The 23085-nt window shown below is 72.6% G+C and carries 18 protein-coding genes; 10 read left to right on the forward strand and 8 right to left on the reverse strand.

Annotated elements, in window-relative coordinates:
- Window positions 1–185 precede the first annotated feature (185 nt).
- The 3 genes from AB0C22_RS24290 to AB0C22_RS24300 all read left to right on the forward strand — a co-directional run bounded on the left by AB0C22_RS24290 (window position 186) and on the right by AB0C22_RS24300 (window position 2595).
- Window positions 186–416, forward strand: a complete 231-nt coding sequence (locus AB0C22_RS24290; RefSeq protein WP_219463660.1) for a hypothetical protein — start codon at window positions 186–188, stop codon at window positions 414–416.
- Window positions 413–931 carry a PH domain-containing protein gene (locus AB0C22_RS24295; protein WP_307800004.1) on the forward strand — a complete coding sequence of 173 codons (519 nt, stop codon included), beginning with the start codon at window positions 413–415 and terminating at the stop codon, window positions 929–931. Before AB0C22_RS24290 ends, AB0C22_RS24295 begins: the two co-directional genes overlap by 4 nt.
- 350 nt (window positions 932–1281) lie before the next feature.
- Complete coding sequence (locus AB0C22_RS24300) at window positions 1282–2595, forward strand: PH domain-containing protein (protein ID WP_255598398.1); 1314 nt, start codon at window positions 1282–1284, stop codon at window positions 2593–2595.
- Here the strand turns inward: AB0C22_RS24300 and AB0C22_RS24305 are convergent, their stop codons facing one another.
- Window positions 2596–3624, reverse strand: a complete 1029-nt coding sequence (locus AB0C22_RS24305) for a phosphatase PAP2 family protein (RefSeq protein ID WP_219463664.1) — start codon at window positions 3622–3624, stop codon at window positions 2596–2598.
- Window positions 3625–3778: 154 nt separating this feature from the next.
- On the opposite strand from AB0C22_RS24305, the gene AB0C22_RS24310 reads away from it, so the two are divergent.
- Together AB0C22_RS24310 and AB0C22_RS24315 are read left to right on the forward strand one after the other, a co-directional pair.
- Window positions 3779–4183, forward strand: coding sequence for a hotdog domain-containing protein (locus AB0C22_RS24310; RefSeq protein ID WP_208570936.1), 405 nt, complete (start codon window positions 3779–3781; stop codon window positions 4181–4183).
- Window positions 4180–5010 (forward strand): MBL fold metallo-hydrolase, encoded by an 831-nt coding sequence (locus tag AB0C22_RS24315; protein WP_357537178.1) that lies wholly within the window; start codon window positions 4180–4182, stop codon window positions 5008–5010. Before AB0C22_RS24310 ends, AB0C22_RS24315 begins: the two co-directional genes overlap by 4 nt.
- Window positions 5011–5100: 90 nt before the next feature.
- On the opposite strand, the gene AB0C22_RS24320 is transcribed toward AB0C22_RS24315, so the two are convergent.
- On the reverse strand, window positions 5101–6033 hold the full coding sequence (locus tag AB0C22_RS24320) for a carbohydrate kinase (protein WP_219470196.1): 933 nt from the start codon (window positions 6031–6033) through the stop codon (window positions 5101–5103).
- A 338-nt stretch (window positions 6034–6371) separates the two neighbouring features.
- Here AB0C22_RS24320 and AB0C22_RS24325 point away from each other — a divergent pair, with 338 nt between their 5' ends.
- A complete protein-coding gene (locus AB0C22_RS24325; RefSeq protein ID WP_219463669.1) occupies window positions 6372–7502 on the forward strand; it encodes a lytic polysaccharide monooxygenase in 1131 nt (376 codons plus the stop codon).
- 99 nt (window positions 7503–7601) lie between these two features.
- Here the strand turns inward: AB0C22_RS24325 and asnB are convergent, their stop codons facing one another.
- Window positions 7602–9563 (reverse strand): asparagine synthase (glutamine-hydrolyzing), encoded by a 1962-nt coding sequence (gene asnB, locus AB0C22_RS24330; RefSeq protein WP_208570933.1) that lies wholly within the window; start codon window positions 9561–9563, stop codon window positions 7602–7604.
- Between the two features lie 176 nt (window positions 9564–9739).
- On the opposite strand from asnB, the gene AB0C22_RS24335 reads away from it, so the two are divergent.
- A complete protein-coding gene (locus AB0C22_RS24335) occupies window positions 9740–11221 on the forward strand; it encodes an aminopeptidase P family protein (protein ID WP_357537180.1) in 1482 nt (493 codons plus the stop codon).
- 363 nt (window positions 11222–11584) lie between these two features.
- Window positions 11585–13261 (forward strand): right-handed parallel beta-helix repeat-containing protein, encoded by a 1677-nt coding sequence (locus tag AB0C22_RS24340; protein ID WP_219463671.1) that lies wholly within the window; start codon window positions 11585–11587, stop codon window positions 13259–13261.
- Between the two features lie 126 nt (window positions 13262–13387).
- Here AB0C22_RS24340 and pulA read toward each other — a convergent pair whose 3' ends face one another.
- The 5 genes from pulA to AB0C22_RS24365 all read right to left on the reverse strand — a co-directional run bounded on the left by pulA (window position 13388) and on the right by AB0C22_RS24365 (window position 21868).
- Window positions 13388–18883 carry a pullulanase-type alpha-1,6-glucosidase gene (pulA, locus tag AB0C22_RS24345; protein WP_357537182.1) on the reverse strand — a complete coding sequence of 1832 codons (5496 nt, stop codon included), beginning with the start codon at window positions 18881–18883 and terminating at the stop codon, window positions 13388–13390.
- A gap of 138 nt (window positions 18884–19021) precedes the next feature.
- Window positions 19022–19795 carry a cellulose binding domain-containing protein gene (locus tag AB0C22_RS24350; RefSeq protein WP_219463675.1) on the reverse strand — a complete coding sequence of 258 codons (774 nt, stop codon included), beginning with the start codon at window positions 19793–19795 and terminating at the stop codon, window positions 19022–19024.
- A gap of 104 nt (window positions 19796–19899) precedes the next feature.
- Window positions 19900–20622: a hypothetical protein gene (locus AB0C22_RS24355; RefSeq protein WP_357537185.1), complete on the reverse strand. Its 723-nt coding sequence runs from the start codon at window positions 20620–20622 to the stop codon at window positions 19900–19902.
- Between the two features lie 123 nt (window positions 20623–20745).
- Window positions 20746–21135 carry a hypothetical protein gene (locus AB0C22_RS24360; RefSeq protein WP_208570927.1) on the reverse strand — a complete coding sequence of 130 codons (390 nt, stop codon included), beginning with the start codon at window positions 21133–21135 and terminating at the stop codon, window positions 20746–20748.
- 37 nt (window positions 21136–21172) lie between these two features.
- Complete coding sequence (locus tag AB0C22_RS24365) at window positions 21173–21868, reverse strand: hypothetical protein (RefSeq protein WP_219463684.1); 696 nt, start codon at window positions 21866–21868, stop codon at window positions 21173–21175.
- Between the two features lie 19 nt (window positions 21869–21887).
- Between AB0C22_RS24365 and AB0C22_RS24370 the strand changes: the two genes are divergently transcribed.
- Both AB0C22_RS24370 and AB0C22_RS24375 read left to right on the forward strand, forming a co-directional pair.
- Window positions 21888–22070 (forward strand): hypothetical protein, encoded by a 183-nt coding sequence (locus AB0C22_RS24370; RefSeq protein WP_357537187.1) that lies wholly within the window; start codon window positions 21888–21890, stop codon window positions 22068–22070.
- Between the two features lie 97 nt (window positions 22071–22167).
- A complete protein-coding gene (locus AB0C22_RS24375; RefSeq protein ID WP_357537189.1) occupies window positions 22168–22893 on the forward strand; it encodes a hypothetical protein in 726 nt (241 codons plus the stop codon).
- Window positions 22894–23085: the final 192 nt, after the last annotated feature.

A 23085-nucleotide genomic window follows, 5' to 3' on the forward strand; every position in this document is an offset into this window, starting at 1 on the left:
TGCCCGGCTGAGAGCCGAGGTGGGGAGAACCCGATTTCCGCCACGCCGTCCCGATCACCGAATCGCTGAACGAGGGTGGACACGAAGGGGTCTGCCGCGTGTACGATTCACCCCGTCGCCGGGCGGCTCCCCCCGTGGCCGCCCGGCGCTCAAACCTCCGGCCCAGGCGTGCCTACACTTCCCTGGTGACCGATCCCACCCCCACCGACGAGGCCCCCGTCTGTTCGTCGCGGGGGTGTCGCGCGCCCGCCACCTGGGCGTTGCGCTGGAACAATCCCCGACTGCACACCCCCGACCGGCGCAAGACCTGGCTCGCCTGCCCGGCCCACCGGGGCAGTCTCGGCGACTTTCTCGACGCCCGGGGGTTCCTCCGGGAGGTCGCCGGGCTCCCCACATCGCATACCCTCGAAGCGTGAACGCTGCCGAGCCACCCCAGTCCCCGGTGAGCGCCCTGGAACCCTGGCCGGACACCGTCCGCTGGCAGCCGATCTCGACCGACCTGATCTGGGTCGAACTGCTCCGCCTGGCACTGGGCCTGGCGGTGCTGCTGGTCGGGCTGGCGGTGGGCTGGGCGCTGCAGGGGCACTGGCTGTTCGGCGCGGGCTGCGCCGTGGTGCTGCTCGGCGGCGGCTGGCGGGCGGTGACGATCGTCCGGGGCGTACACGCCTGGGGGTACGCCGAACGCGACGACGACCTGCTGGTCCGGCACGGGTTGCTGGTCCGCCGGTTGTCCATCGTGCCGTATTCGCGGATGCAGTTCGTCGACGTCAGCGCCGGCCCACTGGAACGCGCCTTCGACCTGGCCACCGTGCAGTTGCACACCGCCGCGGCGGCCACCGACGCCCGGGTGCCCGGCCTGCGGCCGGCCGAGGCGTCCCGGCTGCGCGACCGGCTCACCGCCCTCGGTGAGGACCGGGCGGAGGGGCTGTGACCGACGGCCACCCCGGCCCCGGCGCGGCCCGTCCCGCCGACCCGACGCCCACCAGGCCCACACCGTCTGACCCACCAGCACTGTCCGACCGTTCACCATCCGGCCCACCGGCACCGTCGGACCATTCACCATCGCACCGAGCGGCACCGTCGAGCCCAGCGGCACCGTCGGGCCCAGCGGTGCCGTCGGGCCCGCCCGCGCCGGGCGGGGTCGCCGCCCCGCAGGTGGCGACCGTCCCGGACCGTCTGGAGTCCCCTGCGCCGGCGGGACCCGTCACTGGTCCAGATGCCGACCAGCCGGGGCCGACCGGTCCGGGCGCGACGGCCGCCGATGCGCCGCCCCGGCAACGGCTGCACCCGCTGAGCCCGGTGTTGCAGGGGGCGAAGTCCCTGTTCGTGGTGATCGCCGGCCTGTCCTGGTCGACCCTGTCCCGGGTCGGCTTCGGCTGGTTCGCCGTGCTGGTGGCGGTACTCGCCCTGGGCGCGACCGTACTGGCGGTGGTCAGCTGGTACAACACCGGTTACCACATCGTCGGGCGGGAACTGCGGGTGCACGAGGGTCTGCTGTGGCGGCGCACCCGGGCGATCCCGCTGGAACGCCTACAGGCCGTGGAGGTGGTCCGCCCGCTGCTGGCACAGCTCACCGGCCTGGCCGAGCTGCGCCTGGAGGTGGTCGGCGGCGGTAAGACCGAGGCGCCGCTGGCGTACCTCTCGGTGGCCGACGCGGCCCGGCTGCGGCAGCGGCTGCTCGCCGTGGCCGCCGGCACCCCGGACCAGGAGACCACCGGGGCGGTCCCGCCGACGCCCGGCGACCCGGAGGTGGACGCCACCACGCCGACCGAGCGGGAGCCGGCGGGCCGGCCGCTGCACGCGGTGAGCAACACCGACCTGCTGGTCAGCCAACTCCTCACCCCGCAGGCGTTCCTGCTCCCGGTCGGGGTGGCCTTCGTGGTGGCGCAGTTCCTGTCCGAGGGCTCCTGGTCGTTCATCGCGGTCGCCAGCACCCTCACCGCGATGGCCGGCGTGCTGCTGCAACCGGTCCGCCGGGTCCTCGACGACTGGAGCTTCCGCCTGGCCCGCGAATCCGACCGGCTGCGCATCCACAACGGGCTGCTGGAGACCCGGATGCAGACCGTGCCGCTGGAACGGGTGCAGACCGTCGTGGTGACCTGGCCGCTGCTCTGGCGGATGAAGGGCTGGCTGCGGCTGCGGCTGGAGGTCGCCGGCTACTCCGGCGGCGAGACCGACGACCGCAACCGGCCTGACCGGCTGCTCCCCGTCGGCGACCTGGCCGTCGGCACGATGATCGTCGACGAGGTGCTGCCCGGGGTGCGGCTGGACGCGCTGCCGTTGACCCCGCCACCGCAGCGGGCCCGCTGGCTGCGCCCGCTCAGCGCCCGGGCGCTCGGCGCGGGGCTGCACGAGCGGGTGTTCGCCGTCCGGTCCGGTCTGCTCACCCGGCAGTTGGCGTTGGTGCCGTACGCCCGCATCCAGAGCGTGCGGGTGGTGCAGGGGCCGGCGCAGCGGCGGTTGCGGCTGGCGACCGTGCACGTCGACACCGCCGGTGGGTCGGGTGCCGCCGCGTACGACCGGGACCTGGCCCAGGCGTGGGCGCTCGCCGCGGAGCTGACCGCCCGGGCCCACGCCGCCCGCCGCGCCCGCTGATCAGCGCCGGGCGGACCCGGCCGGGGTGACGGCGACCGCAGCGTCGTCGGGTGACGCCGCGGCGGTGGAGCCGGCACGACGGGCCTGGCGGGCCCGCCAGGCCCGCTCGGCCAGCCCCACGACCAGGAACGTCACCCCCACGTACGCCCAGCCCACCAGGACGTCGATGACGTAGTGCTCACCGCTGTAGACCAGGGTGAAGGTCATCGCCAGCGGGTAGGCCAGCAGCAGCGGCCACCAGCGCCGCCGGGTCGAGCGCAGGAAGAACAACACCACGAACAACGCCCAGGCGGTGTGCAGCGACGGCATCGCGGCGACCGGGTTGGAGGCGATCTGCCCGGCGTTGAGCAGGTTGCCCGCGCCGTGCATCCCGAACTCCTTCCACCCCCGGGTGGAGATCCGGGCGACCTCGGTGAGCAGACCGTTCTGCGCCGCCCACCACGGCGGAGCGGCCGGATAGACGAAGTAGGTGACCAGGCCGGCCGCGCAGAGGAAACCCCACCGCCGCATGTACGCCGCCCACCGTGCCCGGCTGCGCAGCCAGAGCACCGCGGCGGCGGCCAGCGTCACCACGAAGTGGGAGAAGTAGACCCAGCTGACCACCACGTCCCACCAGCGCACGTCGGGGCGGTAGAGGTGCTGCTGGAGCCAGACCGTCGGCACCTCGCCCCCGGTCGCCCAGCCGAACATCAACCGGTCGGCGACGATCAGCTCGTAGGCGTGCGGGGTGCGGCCGTTGTCGGCGAACCCCCGGGAGAGGTTGTAGAAGGCGAGCAGCAGCACCACCGGGATCCAGTCCCGGGCGAACCGCAGGTGGCTGCGCCAGGGCCGGCCCCAGTTCCAGGCGACGGTGCCGGCCCAGATCCACAGGAAGGCGTACGCCGGGTCGGTGGGCAGGCCGATGGCCAGCCAGGTCACCACGAAGGCGACGGCCCAGACGGACATCGCGATCACGCGGCGGCGTCCACCGGCGGACGCGCCGACGGACCCGGACGGGACGGGGGGCGGGGGCTCAGTCACAACGGCCATCGCGGTCAAGGTTAACGGTGGGCGACGCATCGACCACCGCCGACCACCTGTCGGGTGACCACCGGGCACGGGAGCCCGCCGACGGCGGCGGAAGCACCCGGCCGGCCGCCGATGTCCCGGCCGGCAGCGGGGGCCCGACCACTAGGCTGACCCCATGCTGGAACAGCCGGACGCACCGTTCCCGCCGGGGCTGACCGCCCGGGTGGAGCTGACCGTCGCCGACGCCGACACCGCGCGGGCCGTCGGCTCCGGTGACGTGCCGGTGCTGGCCACCCCCCGGGTGCTGGCCCTCGCCGAGGCCGCCACGGTGGCCGCGACGGCACCCCGGATGCCCACCGGCCGGACCACGGTCGGGGTCCGGGTCGAGCTGGCACACCTGGCCGCCACCCCGGTCGGGCGGACCGTGGTGGCCCACGCCCGGCTGGTCGAGGCCGACGGGCGGCGGCTGCTGTTCGAGGTGACGGTGACCGACGGCGACACGACGGTGGCGTCGGGCCGGGTGGAGCGGGCGCTGGTCGACCGGCAACGGTTCGTCGAGCGGGCGGCGCGGGTGTCATGACGAACCGGTTCGTGGAGATCGCCGACCGGGTCCACGTGCTGCGGGAACCGCTGCTCGACGTCAACGTCACTCTGGTGGTCGGCGACGGCGCTGCGCTGCTGGTGGACACCCTGTCCACCGCCGGTCAGGCCGCCGAGCTGGCCGCCGCGGCGCGGGCCGTCACCCCGCACCCGTGGACGCTGGTCAACACCCACCACCACTTCGACCACTGCTTCGGCAACGCGACGCTCGCCGCCGACCCACCCCGCCCGGTGTACGCGCACGAGGTGGCCGCCGCCGCACTGCGGGACCGGCCGGACCGGCTGCGCCGGGCGGCGTACGAGGAGATGCGGGCGGAGCATCCCGGGCTCGCCGCCGAGCTGGCCGGGACGACCCTGCTGGCCCCGACGCACACCGTGCACACCGAGACCGTGCTGGACGTCGGCGGCCGGCGGGTGGTGCTGCGGCACCCGGGGCACGGGCACACCGACGGGGATCTGGTGGTACACGTGCCGGATGCCGACGTGCTGGTCGCCGGGGATCTGGTGGAGCAGTCCGGGCCGCCGGCCTTCGAGGAGTCCTACCCGTTGCAGTGGCCGGACGCCGTGGCCGACCTGCTGCGGATGACCACGCCCGCGACGGTGGTGGTGCCGGGCCACGGCACGCCGGTGGACGTGGAGTTCGTCCGGGCCCAGCACGCCCAACTGGTCGAGCTGGCCTGGCTGATCCGGGCCGCGCACACCGGCGACGCCCCGCCGGAGCGGGTGGCCGCCGACTCCCCGTTCGGTGCCCGACCCGGCCTGGTCGCCGCCCGCCGGGGCTACCGGGAACTCGACGGCACGCCCTGAGTCACCGGCCGCCGCGGGCGGGCGGACGAACTGGCACCACGCCGTGCCCGACCGTCGACCCGGTCGCTGCGGTGACCGGGTGGGCGGCGCTCAGTCGGTGAAGCGGCGGCGTACCGCGTCCCGGGTGGGCATGGCGACCGCACCGCCGGGTGACTCGCAGACCAGGCCGGCGACCCGCAGGGCGAACGCCACCCGCCGGTGCCAGCCGGTCGGCTCGGTCGGTTCGCCGTCGGCCAGCAACTCGGCGATGAGCGCGGCCATCACCGAGTCGCCCGCGCCGGTGGCGTCCACCGCCTGGACCTTCGGCGCGGGCACCCGGACCGGGTCGGGACCGGCGGCGACCAAGGCACCGTCCGCGCCGAGGGTCACCACCACCGTGCCCGCGCCCACCTCCCGCAGGTACGCGGCGACCCCCTCGACCGGCTCGTCGGGCCAGAGGAGGGCGGCGTCGGCGCTGCTGAGCTTCACCAGGTGCGCCGAGGCGGCGAACTCCACCACCACCTGGCGCAGGCCGGCCAGTTCCGCCGGGCCGGACAGCAGCCGGGGCCGGACGTTGGGGTCGAAGACCCGCAGGCCGGGCGCGAGCGACCAGGCCCGCCGGGCGGCGGCGAGAGTCGGTGGGCGCAGCAGCACGATCGAGCCGCAGTAGAGCACGTCCGCGCCCTCGATCAGCGCCCCGTCGAGGTCGTCGGCGGCGAGCAGGCCGTACGACGGTGGTTCGCCGTAGAAGCGGAAGTCCGGCTCGGCCCCGGTGTGGGTGGTGACCGCCAGCGTGGTGGGTGCGGGCACGGTGACCGCGCCGGTCAGCCCGACCCCGGCGTCGGCCAGGAAGGCGCGGATGCGGCCGGCGAGCACGTCGTCGCCGAGGGAGCCGACGAACTCGGCGGTGCCGCCGAGCCGGGCCACCCCGACGGCGACGTTGAGCGGGCCGCCGCCGATCGCCTGCCGGAACACCGGCTGCCCCTCGGACTCGGCGTCCAACAGGTCGATCAGCGCCTCACCGAGCACCACCGCGTACCCCACGTCGCCTCCCAGCGCGTCGTCGTCGGCTACCAGGCTGGCACAACGGTCCATGCCGATCGGGGCCGGCCGGGCAACCAGATCCCACCCATCGAGCAACGACTATTGCGTGGTTCGTCCGGGCGTGATGGTATTGGGGTGCCGGGCCGGCGCGGAGGGCTGCCGCACCCGCTCGGCGATCAGCTGGGGTCTGACGCGAGAGGCACCGGTCCGTGGGCACGGACCGCCGACGGCACGCGCCCGTCGGCCCCTGTCGGGCCGCCGGCCAGAGCCGCGACCGACGCATCCCTCACCTTGTGCGGGGCGGGCGTTCGCGCCACCCCGCGGATCAGGAGAAGCTCGTGCTTCGTTCCCGTACGGCCGCGTTGTTCACCGCGGCCGCCACCCTCGCCTTCGGGGCCGTCGCCCTGACGGTGCAGCCCGAACCGGCCGCCGCACACGGCACGCCGATCGTTCCGGGCAGCCGGACCTACCTGTGCTGGCAGGACGGCCTGAGCCCCACCGGCGAGATCCGGCCGAACAACCCGGCCTGCTCCGCCGCCGTCGCCCAGAGCGGCACCAACTCCCTCTACAACTGGTTCAGCGTGCTCCGCTCCGACGCCGGTGGCCGCACCGTCGGCTTCATCCCCGACGGCAAGCTGTGCAGCGGCGGCAACACCGGTTTCGCCGGGTACGACCTGGCCCGTACCGACTGGCCGCTGACCCACCTGACGTCCGGTGCCCGGCTGGACTTCAAGTACAGCAACTGGGCGCACCACCCGGGCACCTTCTACTTCTATGTGACGAAGGACAGCTGGAGCCCGACCCGGCCGCTGGCCTGGAGTGACCTGGAGGAGCCGTTCCTCACGGTGACCAACCCGCCCCAGCGGGGCGCGTCGGGCACCAACGAGGGGCACTACTACTTCAGCGGGAACCTGCCGTCGGGCAAGTCCGGCCGGCACATCATCTACTCCCGCTGGGTCCGCTCGGACAGCCAGGAGAACTTCTTCGGCTGCTCGGACGTCACCTTCGACGGTGGCAACGGTCAGGTGACCGGGGTCGGCAGCGGCAACAACCCGACCACCCCGCCGCCGACCACGCCCCCGCCGACCACCCCGCCGCCGACCACCACCCCGCCGCCGCCGACCACGACCCCGCCGCCGCCGACCACCACCCCGCCGCCGGGCAACAGCGACTGCATGGCGGTCTACAAGGTGGTCAGCGCCTGGAACGGCGGCTTCCAGGGTGAGGTCACCATCATGAACCACAGCACCCGCACGTACGGGGGCTGGGCGGCGAGCTGGACCTGGCCCAACGGTCAGGTGATCTCGCAGGTCTGGAACGGCTCGCTGAGCACCAGCGGGTCGACGGTGACCGTCACCAACGCCGCGTACAACGGCTCGATCGCGCCGGAGAAGACGACCACGTTCGGCTTCACGGCGAGCAGCACCGGCACCAACGGACTGCCGACGGTCTCCTGCTCCGGCCGGTGATCCGACGCTGAACGCACACACCGGAGGCCCCCACCCGTCGGGTGGGGGCCTCCGGTCCGTCCGGGCCCGGTGTCCGTCGCGACGGGACCGGGGGCGGGGTCAGCGGACCATGCTGCCGACCACCGGCTTGGTGAGCAGGGCCGACTGGTTGCGCTGGATGCCCGGGTCGAGGGTCTTGGCCACGAAGATGGCGTGCCAGATGCAGAAGATCAGCACCGTCCACACCTTGCGGGAGTTGTCCGCCTCCTCACGCTTGTGCTCCTCCAGCAGCCGCATCGCGTACGACAGGTCGATCAGGTCGCCGGCACCGGAGGTGGACAGCACGTGCCGGGCCCACTCGTACATCTCGCCGCGCAGCCAGACCCGGGTGGGGGTCGGGAAGCCCAGCTTCTTGCGGTTGACGATGGCCGGCGGCACGACGCCCTGCAACGCCTGGCGCATGGCGTACTTGGTGGCGTCGGAACGGGGCGGCAGCTTCAGGTCGACCGGGATGGTGGCCGCCACGTCGAAGACCGCCCGGTCCAGGAACGGCACCCGCACCTCCAGCGAGTGCGACATCGAGATCCGGTCCGCCTTGACCAGGATGTCGCCGCGCAGCCAGGTGTAGAGGTCGACGTACTGCATCTTGGTGACGTCGTCCAGCTCGGTGCACTCGGCGTAGATCGGGGCGGTGACGTCGGTGTAACGCACCGACGGGTCGTAGCGGCGCAGCAGGTGCTGCTTCTCCTCCTCGGTGAACATCCGGGCGTTGCCGTAGTAGCGCTGCTCGATCGGGGTGGTGCCGCGCTCCAGGAAGCTCTTGCCCTTGACCCCCTGCGGGATCGCCTTGGAGACCGCGCGCAGGCCCTTCTGCACCCCGCCCGGCAGCCCGTTGACGGTGCCGAGGGAGAGCGGCTCCCGGTAGATGGTGTAACCGCCGAAGAACTCGTCGGCGCCCTCGCCGGAGAGCACCACCGTGACGTGCTCGGCGGCCTTCTTGGCGACGAAGTAGAGCGGCACCAGCGCCGGGTCGGCCACCGGGTCGTCCAGGTGCCAGACGATCTTCGGCAGCGCGTCGATCATGTCCTGCGGCCCGATCTTGGTCGGGATCGTCGTCACGTCGAGATGCCGGGCCGAGTCCTGGGCCACGTCGATCTCGGAGTAGCCGGGCACGTCGTAGCCGACGGTGAAGGTGAGGATGTTGGGGTTGAACTCGCGGGCCAGGGCCACCACGGCGGTCGAGTCGATGCCGCTGGACAGGAACGAGCCGACCGGCACGTCCGAGCGCATGTGCATCCGTACGCTCTCCCGAAGCGTCTCCCGGATCTCGTGGTAGAGCCGCTGCTCGTCGGCGACCGGGGCGGGCCGGAACACCGGCCGGTACCACCGCCGCACGTCCAGCCGGCCCCCCGGCGACCAGGTCAGGTACTCCCCGGAGCCGATCCGGCTGATCCCCTGGTGCAGGGTGCCGGGCTCGGGAACGTACTGGAGGGTGAGGTAGTGGCTGAGGTTGGCGGTGTCGATGCCGGCGTCACCCTGGTAGTAGGAGTGCGCGAAGGGCAGCAGCGCCTTCTTCTCGGAGGCGAGGTAGAGGCCGTCGGCGGTCTCCAGGTAGTGCAGCGGCTTGATGCCGAAGTAGTCCCGCGCGCCGAACGCCCGACGCTCCTGCCGGTCCCAGATGACGAAGGCGAACATGCCGCGCAGCCGGGTGAGCACCTGCTCGCCCCAGTAGTGGTAGCCGGCGACGATCACCTCGCCGTCACCGGCGGTGGCGAACTGGGCCCCGAAGTTGCGGGCCAGCTCCTCGCGCAGCTCGATGTAGTTGTAGATCTCGCCGTTGAAGGTCAGCAGGTAGCGGCCGCCCGCGTAGGGCAGCGGCTCGTGGCTGGACGCCACGTCGATGATGGCGAGCCGCTTGTGGGCGAACACCCCGTCGGCGTAGTGGCCGGTGGCGTCACCGACCACCTCGACCCCTGTCTCGTCCGGTCCGCGGTGGTGCAGGCATTCCAACGCCCCCGCGATGTTGTCGCGGTGGGCGGCGGCGTTGCCGTTCGCGCTGAAGAAGGCCAGGAGTCCGCACATGGTCGCCATCTTTCCACGCGGCACATTCCGGTCGTGCGGCACCGCTGGCTCTGTCCCTCCGCGCGAAGCGGACGGCGCTGTCCCTCCGCGCGAGCGTCCGGTGCCGGACCGCAGGCACCCCGCCCGGCCGGAGCCGGGGTACCGTCTGGACGAGCGACGAGGCGAAGGGAGCCGACATGGCCGAGGAACGGACGGAAGGCAAGCCGGCGGACGGCACCGAATCGCACGACCCGGACTTTCCGGAGGCGTTCCTGTCCTTCATGCGGCACGGCTGGCGCGACACCAGCCTGCCGGTCGGGCCCCGACCGGAGGTCCCGCACCACGCCAAGCGGCGGGCCGCGCTCTCCGCGGCCTTCCCGGGCGAGACGCTGGTCATCCCCACCGGCACCGAGAAGGTACGCGCCAACGACACCGACCACCCGTTCCGGCCGGGCAGCGACTTCGCCTACCTGACCGGGGACCACGACCCGGACAGCGTCCTGGTGCTGCGCCCCAACGGTTCGGGGCACGACGCGACGCTGTACATGCGTCCCCGGTCCTCGCGGGAGACCGACGAGTTCTTCCGCAGCCGGCACGGCGAGCTGTGGGTGGGCCGGCGGCACACCCTGGCCGAGAAGTCCACCGAGCTGGGCCTGCCCACGGAGGACCTGACGGCGCTGGACGGGGCGCTGGCGCGGATGGCACCGGGGCGGACCCGGGTGTTGCGCGGCTTCGACCAGCGGGTCGACGCGGCGGTGCGCCCGTGGGACGGCCCCCGGGAGGAGGGGCAGCCGGCCCGCGACCGGGAGCTGGCGATCGTGATCGCCGAGCTGAAGCTGGTCAAGGACGAGTGGGAGGTCGCCCAACTCCAGGACGCGGTCGACGCCACCGTACGCGGCTTCGAGGACGTGGCCCGGGTGCTGCCGGCCGACCGGGGGGTCTCCGAGCGGCTGTTGGAGGGGATCTTCGCGCTGCGGGCCCGGCACGACGGCAACGACGTCGGCTACAGCTCGATCGTCGGGGGCGGCGAGCACGCGACGATCCTGCACTGGGTGCACAACCACGGCGCGACCCGTCCGGGTGAGCTGCTGTTGATGGACATGGGCGTGGAGAACCGCAACCTCTACACCGCCGACGTGACCCGGGTGCTGCCGGTGGACGGCCGGTTCACCCCGCTGCAACGCCAGGTCTACGACGCGGTGTACGCCGCCCAGCAGGCCGGCATCGACGCGATCCGGCCGGGCGTGGGGTTCCGCGAGGTGCACCTGACCTCGATGCGGGTGCTCGCCGAGGCGCTGAAGGATCTCGATCTGCTGCCGGTGAGCGTCGACGAGGCGATGGACCCGGCCTCCACGGTCTACCGGCGGTGGACCCTGCACGGCACCAGTCACATGCTCGGCATCGACGTGCACGACTGCGCGAACGCCCGCAAGGAGAAGTACCGCGACGGCCAGCTCGGTGAGGGTTACGTGCTCACCGTCGAGCCGGGGCTGTATTTCCAGCCGGAGGACGAGCTGGTCCCGGAGGAGCTGCGCGGCATCGGGGTCCGCATCGAGGACGACATCCTGGTCACCGCGACCGGTTCGGTGAACCTGTCGGCCGGTCTGCCCCGCCGCTCCGACGAGGTGGAGACCTGGCTGGCCGAGCAGCGTGAGGCGGGTCCCCGCCTGCCCGGCTGACCCCCGCACCCGGTTCACGGCGGCCCCGCCGCCGGACGCGTCGCCCCCTCGGCGGACGCCTCCGGCGGCGGGGCCGCCGTCTTTCCCGCCCCACGCACCGCTCCCGCCCCGCCTGGCCTGGCCATCCCCGGCTGAAGCCGCCCCTGCGGCGAGTTACAGGGGATCACCCGCTGAGGACCTGCTCGTCCCGAGGGTCACCGACCGCCGGAACGTGCAAATAAGGCGGGCTTTCTTCGGGTTTGGCCTCATAGCGAGGAACGTTCTCATACCGTGGGTTTCGGGAGCTACAACCGATTTGTAGCAGGGGACGTCCGCTCAGGCGCGGCGACCCTGTCTGGTACGAGGAGAGGGCAGAGAGCTCCGATGTCCAACTACCTAACGAACAACGAAGCCTCCGCGCGGGCGACGGGGAGCAGGAGCCGTCGCAAGCTCTGGCTCGCCAGTGGCGTCGCCGGGTTGACAGGTGTGGTCAGTCTCGCCGCGGTGGGCGTCGCCGGCAGTGCCGGGGCGGTCGGGGTGAGCGGACTGAAGTGGAACACCACTCAGCAGGTCACCAAGGACGGCGACCATGGCCGCGGCGACGAGGGCCCGGACCGTGGCGGCAAGGACGACCGTGGCGGCAAGGACGAGCACGAGGGCAAGGACCGCGAGCGTGGAAGGGAGGTGCCCTGCGACACCGACCGGCTCATCCAGGCCATCGTCTTCGCCAACAGCCGCGACGGCGGCGTGCTGGACCTGGCCAAGGGCTGCACCTACAACCTGACCCGCAACCAGGACGGCAACGGCCTGCCGGTGATCACCCAGAACATCACCCTTCGGGGTGAGCACACCACGATCTCCCGGGACGCCACCGCCGACTACTTCCGGATCCTCAACGTGGGCCCCGGCGGCCACCTGAGCATCAAGGGCCTGACCATCAAGGGCGGGCAGACCATCGAGGCGTTCACGGCCGTCGCGCCGGAGACGGTCTGGGGGGCCTACTCGGACTCCCAGGCGATCGCCGCCCAGGTGAAGGCCGGCACCCCGCTGACCCAGGCGCTCACCGTCCGCAAGGCGAACCCGAAGGCCGGCCTGAAGGCCGCGCCGAAGGCCACGCCCAAGGCCGCCGTACAGCTCGCACCCAAGGCCAAGCCGGGGGCCGTCACGCCGCTGGTCCTCACGCCGGGCATCAACGACGGCGCCGGGATCCTGGTGCAACCGGGTGGTACGGCCGACCTGTTCGACACCTCGGTCGTGCTGAACCAGTCCGGCGGCAACGGCGGCGGGCTGGCCAACTTCGGCACCACGTCGCTGCGGCACACCGAGGTCGCCCACAACACCGCCTTCTTCTTCGGCGGTGGCATCTTCAACGCCGGCCTGCTCAAGGTCGACGAATCCACGATCACCGACAACACCGCCGTCATCGGTGGTGGCGGCATCTCCAACGGCGCCGCGGAGATCTTCACCGAGGACGTCGACGGCGGCACCGTCCTGATCGAGAAGTCCAAGATCACCGAGAACGAGACGCTCGGCTTCGGCGGCGGCCTGCTCGACATCGGGGGCAACACCACAGTGCGCTACACGGAGGTCCTGTCGAACACCGCGGTGCTCGCCGGTGGCGGTATCGCGGCGGCGGACGCCCAGGTCAACGTGCACCACTCGACGGTGGCCAAGAACAGCACCGCGGGCGTCGGCGGCGGCGTGGCCGTGGCCTTCGACAGCGCGGTCACCATCGAGAAGAGCCACCTCAAGGAGAACACCGCCGGCTTCTTCGGCGGCGGGCTGTTCAACGCGGACAGCGTCACCACGGTGCGTGAGTCCGAGGTCGTCGCCAACCGGGCCCTCGGTCCGATCGGCGTCGGCGGCGGCATCTTCAACATCTTCGGCGAGGTCAACCTCAGCCGGACGAAGGTCGCCAACAACTTCGCCACCTTCGCTCCGGGCGGTGTGTTCACCTTCGAGGGCGTGGTGAACGTGGACGACAAGTCCGCGATCGTCGCGAACCGCCCGACGAACTGCCTGGCCATCCCGGGCGACACCATCCCGAACTGCTTCGGCTGAGCACCCTCGGGTGACGTGCGGCCGGTGACGGCGGCACACCGGGCAGGACGCGAACCGGCCCCCCTCCGCAGCACGCGGAGGGGGGCCGGTCGTCGCCTGCTCAGCGCACGACGAAGCGCCGTCGGGTCAACACTGGACGAAGACCCCCACGCTGCGTGCCGGCACGGTGAAGGTGCCCGCCGCCCGGTCGAACGAGGCGGCCCGCAGCACCGGGTCGGCGGAGTCGGCCAGCACCGGGTGCAGGGTGGTGTCGGTGCCCCGCAACCCGGCCACCGTCTGCTTCGCCGCCGTCGGGGTGGCGTTGAAGACCACGGTCACCGTCTTCCACCGGCCACCCAGCCCCCGGGCGTCCAGGGTCATGGTGAGCACCCCCGGGGTCTCCTTCGCCCCGGACAGCGGGAAGGCGACCCGCTGCTGCACCTGGTCGGCGGTGGACAGCCCGAACACCGGCGAGGACCGCCGGATCTCCAGCAGTTCCGCGTACCGGGCGTCGGCCAGGTCGATCGCGGCGCAGTCCGGGACCAGGGACGGATCGGCCAGCAGCGGCTTCGCGTACGACCACTTGTCCTGGTTGTCCGCCGCCGGTGGGAGACCGGCACCGAAGCCGTTGCCCTCGGCGCAGTCCCAGCGGATCTGGTTGAACCAGTCACCGGAGTTGTAGGAGTTGCGGTCGAGCGACTTCGACCGCAGCCGCTCCGAGCCAGCCGCCACGAACCCGGTCCCCTGCCCGAGGGCGGTGGTGGCCAGGGCGAGCACCTGCATCCGGGCCCGGTCCGTCGCCGAGGTGCCGGTCGGCAGCTTGTACGCCAGCGCGTCGTACAGGATCTCGTTGTCGTGCGCGTCGACGTAGGTGACCGCCTCGCCGGGCGCGGCGGTGTAGCCGGCCGGGGAGCCGTTGTAGTCCACCTGCGCCCCGGTGACCTTGCGGCCGGTGGAGTCGGTGAACCGGTAGCCGCGCAGGTTGCCGGTCAGCCCCACCTTGATCAGGTCCTGGGAGTGCCGCAGCCGGGCCTGCTGCTCGGCGGCGGTGCCGTTGACCGGGTCGCCGTTGGGGTCGGTGTAGAGGCCGGAGGCGAAGCCCTGCACGCGCGGGTTGGCGTCGAAGGGGCCGCCACCGCGTACGGCGTCGCGGAGCCGGTCGTTGAAGGTGCCGATCCCGGTGCCGGCCATGTTGGTCTGGGTGGCCTGGACGAACCGGGCGTCGTCGGCGACCTCGCCGAAGTTCCAGCCCTCGCCGTAGAGCAGGATCTTCTTCCCGTCGACGCCGTCGCGGGCCAGGATCAGCTTGTCGAGCGCGGCGCGGACGGCCAGGATGTTCGCCTTCGGGTGGTGGCCCATCAGGTCGAACCGGAAGCCGTCCACCTTGTACTGCTTCGCCCAGACGACCAGCGAGTCGACCACCAACTTGCCCATCATGGCGTGCTCGGGGGCGGTGTTGGCGCAGCAGGTCGAGTTGGCGACGGTGCCGTCGTCGAGCAGCCGGTGGTAGTAGCCGGGCACCACCTGGTCGAGGACCGACTTCGCGTCGGTGCCGGCGGCCGAGGTGTGGTTGTAGACCACGTCCAGCACCACCCGCAGGCCGGCACCGTTGACCCCGGCGACCATCTGGCGGAACTCGGTGGTCCGCCGTGCCCCGTCCGGGTCGACGGCGTAGCCGCCCTCCGGGACGGTGTAGTGCAGCGGGTCGTACCCCCAGTTGTAGCCGTCGGTGTCGGCGACCGCCGCGACGCACGCCTGCTGCCGGTCGGAGTCCGGGGGCAGTGTCGCCAGGTCGCAGTCGGGCTGCCGCTGGTCGGCGCGCTTCTCGGGGATGGTGGCGAAGTCGAACACCGGCAGCAGGTGCAGGTAGTTGACCCCGGCGTCGCCGAGCGCCTTCAGGTGCCTCATCCCCGCTGTGCCGGGGTCGGTGAAGGCCAGGTAGGTGCCCCGCCGCTCGGCCGGCACGGTGCTGTCGGCGATCGAGAAGTCGCGCACCGACAGCTCGGAGATCTGCGCCTTCGACGTGGGCGGCGCGGCCGGCTTGCGCAGCCCGGACCAGCCGGGCGGGGCGAGCGCCGGGTCGGCCAGGTCGACGATCTGGCTGTGCGTGGAGTCCGCCGCGAGCGCCACCGAGTAGGGGTCGGTGACCGAGGCGGTGACGATCTTCTGGGCGGCCGGCTGCCAGGCTTCGACCCGGTAGCGGTAGTACCGGCCGGTCCAGTCGCGGCTGCCGCGTACCGACCAGACGCCGGTGCGGTCGTCGCGGCGCATCGCCACCGTGCGCGGCTGCGCCGACGGCGTGTCGGACAGTTCGAGGGTGACGGTGCGGGCGGTGGGCGCCCAGACCGCGAGGGTGGGCACCTTACCGGCGAAGCTGACGCCGAGCGTCGCGTCGGTGGCGGCCCGGTAGACGTCGTCGAGCGCGCCGGGGATCTGCACCCCGGTCGCGCGCAGCAGCGCCCCCCGGGCGTCGCGTTCGGTCACCACGAGTTGCCCGCGCAGCGCCGCCGGCACCTTCGCCAGGTCGGCCCGGTCGAGACGGAACGCCTGGTGGGCCCACAGGTGCGGGAAGGCCGCCCGCTGGGCCTCGGTGAGCCCGTTGCGCTGCGCCCGCAGCGGCAGCGAGGTGTACGTCCCGGACAGCTCGCCGTCGACCACACTCAGCCCACCCGCCGGGGCGGCCACCAGGGCGTACGCCCTGCCGTCGGTCGGGCCGACGGCCCAGGTGACCGTGGACCTGTCGATCCACTGCGCCTGCTGCTTCGTGATGTCGAGGTCCTTCGTCGTCCCGGTGGTGGAGGCGGGGAGCAGCCGGCCGGGCACCCCGCCCAGCAGCCAGACCTCGTGGCCGACCCCGGTGAGGTCGAGTCGCTGGTCGTCGGGCTGATCCTTGGTGTCGCCCCGGTGGATGATGTAGTTGAGCCCGGTCGCGCCGGCCGCCAGCGGCACCCGGAACAGCGCGCCGAAGGAGTCCACCTTCTCGGGCAGGAGCGGGCTGGCCCAGTCGGTCGGGGTGGCCGCGCCGTCCCACAGGTGCAGGCCCCAGCCGGCGTAGTCGTTGTCGGCCTTGCGCCAGTGGATGATCGCGGTGCCCGGGTCGACGGGTGGGTCGGGTTCGCCGGTGGCGGCCTGCCGGGTGGGATAGAGCGCCGGGTCGCCCTGCTTGATCCAGACCTCGCCGGTGGTGGTCACGTCGATGGTGCGGTCGTTGGCGACGTCCTTGGTGCCCGCCTTGTCGACCACGAGGAACCCGACGGATTTGGCGCCGGGCTTGAGCTTCACCCAGGCGAACCGGCCGTACGAGTCCTCCCCGGCGAACGGCTGCCCGGCGGGCCACTGCGTGACGTACGCCGGATCGAGGTCACCCCAGGCGTACAGTCCCCAGTCGGCGTAGTCCCCGGCGGGGCGCTGGTAGTGCACCACCACCCAGTCCCGGGACGCGCCCTGCGCGGGGGTGCCGACCACCCCGGTCGACCGGGTGGCGGTCGTCCGCCCCTTTCCGTCGCGGACCACCGCCTTGTATTCGACCCGGGTGCCCCCGGCGAGCCCGGTCAGGTCGTGGTGCACGGTGTACGGCGCGGTGTGCGCGCTGCCCAGCAGGGTCCATTTCCCACCCGCGACCCGGGCGGCGACGGTGACGGTGGCCAGCGGGTCACCTGTCACCTGAGCGGTGACGGCGGCCCGGGTGGCGACCGGGTCGGTGCCCGGCTCGGTGAGGGTGACGGTCGGCTTGGCGGTGGCCTGTGGGACGGGCCGGCCGGCCTTGAGCACCACCGCCGACCCGGCGGGGACGGTCACGCTCAGCTTTCCGTCGGTGCCGGCGGTCGGGGTGGCCGTGCCGCCGTAGATGCCGGTGAACGTGGTGCCGGGTGACCAGGTCTGCACGGTGACAGTCTGCGGGGTGCCGGCGTTGTTCACCGCCACCAGGTACTCGGTGCGGTCGGCCGGGGAGATCCGGGAGAAGGCGAAGACACCCGGCCCGTCGGCGGCGTACCGGGTGACCTGGACGCCGTCGCGCAGGCCGGGGTGCGCGGCCCGCAGCCGGCCCAGCTCGGCGATGGTGCGGTACAGCGGGTGGGTGGTGTCGTACTGGTCCGCGGCGTGGGTGCGGGTGGTGCCGATCAGGTCGTCGTCGAGGTAGTCCGCCGTGCGGGTGGCGAACATGTCCTGCCGGGCGTCCTTGTCCCCGCCCGGCCCGGTGAAGCCCTGCTCGTCGCCGGAGTAGACGACCGGCTGACCCCGGGTGAGGAACATCAGCTGGTGGGCGAGGCGGTCCCGGCCGAACTGGCGGGCGTCGTCGCCCCCGGCGGCGGCGATGAACGAGCCGATCCGGCCCATGTCGTGGTTGCCGAGGAAGGTGGTCAGCCGGCCGGCGTCGGTGTCCCGGGCGGCGTACAGCGGGTCCTTGGCGTAGACGTCGGCCAGCGCCTTCGCCGATCCGTCGGTGGTGACGTAGCCGCGCGCCGCCTCCTGGAAGGAGAAGTCGAGGGTGGCCGGCAGCCCGCCGCGCCGCACGTAGGTGGAGGTGACCTCCTGGTCGGCGCTGTAGACCTCGCCGAACATGAAGAAGTCCTTCTTGCCGGCGGAGTCGGCGGCGCGCTTGATGCCGTGGCTGAACTGCGGCCAGAAGTCGAGGTTGACGTGCTTGACGGTGTCCAGCCGGAACCCGTCGACGTCGGTGCTGGCGATCCAGTCGCCGTACGCCTTGGTCAGGCCCCGGACCACCTCGGGCCGCTCGGTCCACAGGTCGTCGAGGCCGTAGAAGTCGCCGTACTCGCTGTTCTCACCGGCGAAGGTGGAGTCACCCCGGTTGTGGTACATCGTCGGGTCGTTGAGCCAGGCCGGCACCTTGACGCCCGCGTCGGCTCCGGTGGCGAACGTCGGCGTGTACGGGCCGGCGTCGGTGTTCACCTTCGGGAAGTCCCGGGTGCCGTCGGCGTAGTTGCGGTCCTCGAACTCACGCCCCTGCGCGTCGGTGTACGGCGACGTCTTCTTGTCGACGTAGGCGTACTTGCCCTCGGCGTAGGAGATGACGTCGGCGGTGTGGTTGACGATGACGTCGAGGTAGACCTTGATGCCCCGCTGGTGGGCCAGCCTGACCAGCCGCTTCATTTCCTCGTTGGTGCCGAAGTGCGGGTCGACCTGGGTGAAGTCGGTGATCCAGTAGCCGTGGTAGCCGGCGGAGACATCCGCGCCGCTGCCCTGCACAGGGCGGTTCTTGAACACCGGCGCCAGCCAGATGGCGGTGGTGCCGAGCCCCTGGATGTAGTCGAGCTTGTCGATGACGCCCTTGAGGTCGCCACCGTGGTAGAAGCCCTTGTCGGTCGGGTCGAGCCCGGTGCGCAGCCGGTCGCCGGTGAGACCGCCGGTGTCGTTGCGGCGGTCGCCGTTGGCGAACCGGTCCGGCAGGACGAAGTAGAACTGCTCGGCGCGTCCCTTACCGGTGCCGGCGGCGAGCAGCGCCTCGGTGGTGGGTTCGACACCCCACTGGGCGGCGCCGGCCGCGGCGAGTGCGTCGATGGTGGACGGGCGGTCGGTGGCGTCGGCACCGAGGTGGCGGACGGCGACCGGGACGCCGACGAGGGCGAGGGTGAGGGTGGAGACCAGGGCGAGCAGCGCCTTGCGCGGCAGCGGGGGTTTCATCGACGGCCTTCCTATGGTCGCTGATTCGCCCGCACGCTAGCCCTTTCCGAAAGGGTTCTGCAATACCTTGCAAACCAAGTCGCAACAAAGCAGCAAACTTGCAACGACGGCAACCGGACCGGCGACCCGACGCGACGGTCAGAGACCGGAGCAGGCCACCCCGTCGACCGTGCAGCGCGACGGCCGGATGCTGCCCCCGGTGTTCTCGAAGTGGAACCGCAACGGCACCGACGCCCCCGGCGCGACGTTCACCCCACTGGTGTACGTGAACACCCCACCCGACATCCGGGGGGTGCCCTGCGGCGCACCCTCCACCCACGAGGTGACCAGCCTGCTGCCGGCGGGCGGGACCAGCCGCACCGTCCAGGGCCGGGCCACCCGGTCCCGGTTGTGCAGCAGCACCTCACCGATGAACGCCTCGTTGTTCCAACTGTCCCGCACGCTGAACCGACCCGTCATCGGCGACGACGGCGGGGCCGGTGGCGCGGGCGGCGTGGCCTGCGGGGCCGGCGGGGCGGGCGGCGCACCTGGGTCGTCGGGCGGCACCACGACCCCGTCGGGCGGCGAGGACACCGCACCGCCACCACCCGACGGGTCACCCCCGACGACGTCGGCGGGCAGCTCGACCGGCAGCGGGTCGGTGCGGCGGGGCGTCAGACCGGGGACGACCGGTTCGGGCAGGTTCGCCGCCACCGGCGCCCGGTCGGTCACCCCCGACCCGGGCAGCGAGTAGGCCGGCACCGGATCGGCCGGCCGCGCCTCGAACGCCGGCCCACGACTGCGGTACGACGCCAGCGCCACGATCAGGAGCACGACCATCACCAGCACCCCGGTGGCGACCACGACCCATGGCGACGACGCCAGCGCACCCGCTCCGTGTGCCCGCGGTTGTGCGCGACGCATGCCGGACATGACCCTCCCTGGTCGGCCCCGTCCGAGAAGAGTAACGATCCCGGCGTTTGCCGGAAAGTGGCTGAGGCATCGGATTTTGTCCTAACCGGACAGTTCGCCGTTCGTCAGCCCCGTACCCGCAACGCGTCCACCTGGAAGTAGACGCCGTTCCGCTTGACCGCCCAGATGGTGTACGTCCCGAGCGGAAGGTCCCTGACGCTGAACACCGTCTGCTGGGGCTGGTAACGGTTCGCCCGCGCGCTCACCCGCTGCTGCTTCACCGGCCGGCCGCCGGCATCGACGACCCACACGTCGGCATCCCCGTACTCCGGGTCCCGCGACGTGATGTAGTCCAGCCCCGTGCCGGTGAACGTGAAGCTGAACGAGTCACCGTCGTGGATCGTGTAGTGAACGTCGTCGCGGTGGTCGCCGTACGGCCGGTCCCGGGAGACCGCCCACCGCCCCCGGTAGGAGATGCCCGGGGCGTCGTCGTTGAGCAGCGTGGTCGGCTTCGGCGAGGGCGTCGCGGCCGACGGCGACACGGACGGGGACGGGGACGGCGTGGCCGACCGGGACGCGGTGGGCGGTCGACCGGCCGGTGGCAGGGCCACGCCCGGTCCGCCACCGGAGTCCGGGCGGGTCCTGGTGGGCGACGGCGACGGCAGCACCGACTCGGTCGCCACCGGCACACCCGGCACCATGATGGCCTCGCTGCGCGCCCCGGCGCCGTGCTCGGCGTAACGGTCGTGACCGAGCACCGCCACCAACGCCTTGACCAGCAAGAAGAGCAGAACGATCACCGCGATCGAGGCGAGCGTCCAGGGCAGCGCGGCGATCGCGTGGGGCAACCGAGACGTCCACCGCGTCCAGCGCGTCCCCGGCATGATCCTCCTCGGTCGATCCCGTACGCAGAGATTAGCGACCGTCCAGTAGCGATGATCAGCGGGGGCGGTAGGCCCGGCGCGCGCAGGTCAGCCGGTCCGGATGACGGTGCAGATCGCCGGGCCGTCCTCGGTGCCACGCAGCAGGTAGCGGTAGCGCTCCCCGGGCACCGCCCGCCCCTGGCTGTCCAGGAACTCCCACCGCACGGCGACCATGGTCAGCAGGGCGGAGACCGGCTCGACCTGCTCGATCAGCGCGTGCGCCGCGACCAGCTCCCGTTCCTGGTAGTCGGGCGCGGCACCGACGAAGGAGAGCGCGACGGCGGCCATCGTGCTGAACGAGAAGCTGTAGCTGTCGGCGACCACCAGCCCGGGCAGGGCGTAACAGCCGGCGATGGCGGGCACGTCACCGGTGGTGAGTGCCACCCCGTAACGGTCGAAGAAGTCGCTCAGCGTATCCAGATCGGTGGAAGCTCTCACGGCGTCACCAGTTGCCGTCGCCGCCCGTCGGCAAACCTCATCGGGGCGGGATGCGTACCTCGATCTCCGCGCCCAGCCGTGCGTCGCCGGCCAGGTCGAGGTCGTCGCCGCTCCAGAACCGGCCCGGGTCGTACCAGTTGGGCCGGCGGCCGGGCGGCAGCAACCCCATCGCCTCGTAGGTCACCGCCACCACCTCCGCGCAGTACGCGGTCTCCAGCGCGCGGTCGCCGGTCGGCCGGTCGCCGGGCTGCCGGTCGGCCGGCTCGCCGTCCCGGTCCCGCCGACCCGGCAGGGGCAACGGGATGCGCAGCTGCGGGACCCGCCCCCGGGCCCACCGCCAGGCCAACTGGGCGGTGGACGGGAACGGGGTGCCGTCGAGCCGGGCCACGGTCTGCAGCACCGCCTGCTCCATCGCCAGGTCGGCCGACGGTTCGAGCTGACGCAGCCAGGCGCGCTGGCCGTACCGGTTGGCCCAGACGCAGACCGCGTCGCGCAGGTCGTGCAGTTGCACACCGCGCTGGTGGGTGCCGGTCCACATGTCCCGCAGCGACCGCCCCAGCTCGGCGTGCCACATCAACGGCGGCATGTCGTCCAGCACCACCGCCATGCCGACGTGGTTGACGGGACTGTTGGTGGTGAACTGGATGGCCCGGTCCGGCACGCTGCGCCCCCGGAACACCCACACGTCACCGGTACGGCTCAGGTCGACGGCCTCGTCCAGGCTGATGCTCATGAGCGTCTACCCTAGGCCGATGCGGCAACGGATGCAGTGGTGGAAGGTCCTCGGGTTGGCGGGTATCGCGGGGGTCGCCGCGACCGGCGTGGTCGTCGCCCGCGCCGAACGGCGGCGTCGCGCGTACACCCCGGAGGAGATCCGGGACCGGCTGCGGCAGCGGCACGCCGAGGCCGCGAAGCCCGCCGACGACCCGGCCTGACCGACCCCGGGCCGTCCGTCGCCGGTCGGCCACGGACGGCGCCCACGGCGGCCCCGACGGGGCAGTCGGGCGGGCCGCCGACGGCTAGGCTCCCGGCATGGATGATGCGGTCGAGCAGCAACCCTTCGTGTTGTCACCGCCCGCAGCGCCGGTGGAGCGGCACGGCCAGGTCGACCTGCACCTGCCGACCGGCCCCGGGCCGCACCCCGTCGTGGTGGTCGTGCACGGTGCCCCACTTCCGCCGGGCGCACCGGATCCTCGGGACTGGCTGCTCTACCGGGGCTACGGGGCGCTCGTCGCCGAGCAGGGTCTGGTCGCCGCCGTCATCAGCTACCGGGTCACCGACCTCGCCGGGCTGCCCACCACCGCCGACGAGATCGCCGGCCTGGTCGAGGCCGTCCGGTCCGATCCCCGGGTGGACGCGCAGCGGGTGGTGCTCTGGTTCTTCTCCGGTGGGTGCCTGCTGGCGGCCGACTGGCTGCGCGCCGCGCCGGCCTGGGTACGGGGCATCGCGCTGACCTATCCGCTGCTCGTCCCGCTGCCCGGCTGGGAGGTGCCGGCGCGGTTCCTGCCGATCGATGCCCTCGGTGCCGGCTCGACGACGCCGGTGGTGCTGACCCGGGCCGGGCAGGACAAGCTCCCCGGGCTGCTGGCCGGCATCGCCGCGTTCCTCGACGCCGCCGCCCAGGTCGGGCGACCGGTGCGTCTGGTGGAGGTGCCGGACGGCCAGCACGCCTTCGACATCCTGGACCACACCGAGCAGTCGCGTGACGCCGTCCGGGCGGCCCGGGACGCGGTGGTCGACCTGATCCGGGCCGACTGAGCCGGGTCCACCACCCACCGCACCGGGTCCGGTAGCCGCCCGGACGTCCGGTTCCGACCGGAGGTCCCGCACCGGACAAGCCCGTTCGTGCCCGATCGTCCCGTGGCCGGGGCCACCCGCACGGCGGAATCGTCGCCGGGGCCGGGGCGTTGTACCTGGCATACCACCGCCACTCCCCCACCCCCCGGGGGG

The organism is Micromonospora sp. NPDC048894, from assembly GCF_040649765.1.
Classification (GTDB): Bacteria; Actinomycetota; Actinomycetes; order Mycobacteriales; family Micromonosporaceae; genus Micromonospora; species Micromonospora antibiotica.

Bases quoted from the DNA above. Each gene is read 5' to 3' on its own strand.
- AB0C22_RS24315 (WP_357537178.1), top strand. From the start codon at position 4,180: ATGACGAACCGGTTCGTGGAGATCGCCGACCGGGTCCACGTGCTGCGG.
- AB0C22_RS24310 (WP_208570936.1), top strand. From the start codon at position 3,779: ATGCTGGAACAGCCGGACGCACCGTTCCCGCCGGGGCTGACCGCCCGG.
- AB0C22_RS24340 (WP_219463671.1), top strand. From the start codon at position 11,585: ATGTCCAACTACCTAACGAACAACGAAGCCTCCGCGCGGGCGACGGGG.
- asnB (WP_208570933.1), bottom strand. From the start codon at position 9,563: ATGTGCGGACTCCTGGCCTTCTTCAGCGCGAACGGCAACGCCGCCGCC.
- AB0C22_RS24375 (WP_357537189.1), top strand. From the start codon at position 22,168: ATGGATGATGCGGTCGAGCAGCAACCCTTCGTGTTGTCACCGCCCGCA.
- pulA (WP_357537182.1), bottom strand. From the start codon at position 18,883: ATGAAACCCCCGCTGCCGCGCAAGGCGCTGCTCGCCCTGGTCTCCACC.
- AB0C22_RS24365 (WP_219463684.1), bottom strand. From the start codon at position 21,868: ATGAGCATCAGCCTGGACGAGGCCGTCGACCTGAGCCGTACCGGTGAC.
- AB0C22_RS24370 (WP_357537187.1), top strand. From the start codon at position 21,888: ATGCGGCAACGGATGCAGTGGTGGAAGGTCCTCGGGTTGGCGGGTATC.
- AB0C22_RS24335 (WP_357537180.1), top strand. From the start codon at position 9,740: ATGGCCGAGGAACGGACGGAAGGCAAGCCGGCGGACGGCACCGAATCG.
- AB0C22_RS24350 (WP_219463675.1), bottom strand. From the start codon at position 19,795: ATGTCCGGCATGCGTCGCGCACAACCGCGGGCACACGGAGCGGGTGCG.
- AB0C22_RS24305 (WP_219463664.1), bottom strand. From the start codon at position 3,624: ATGGCCGTTGTGACTGAGCCCCCGCCCCCCGTCCCGTCCGGGTCCGTC.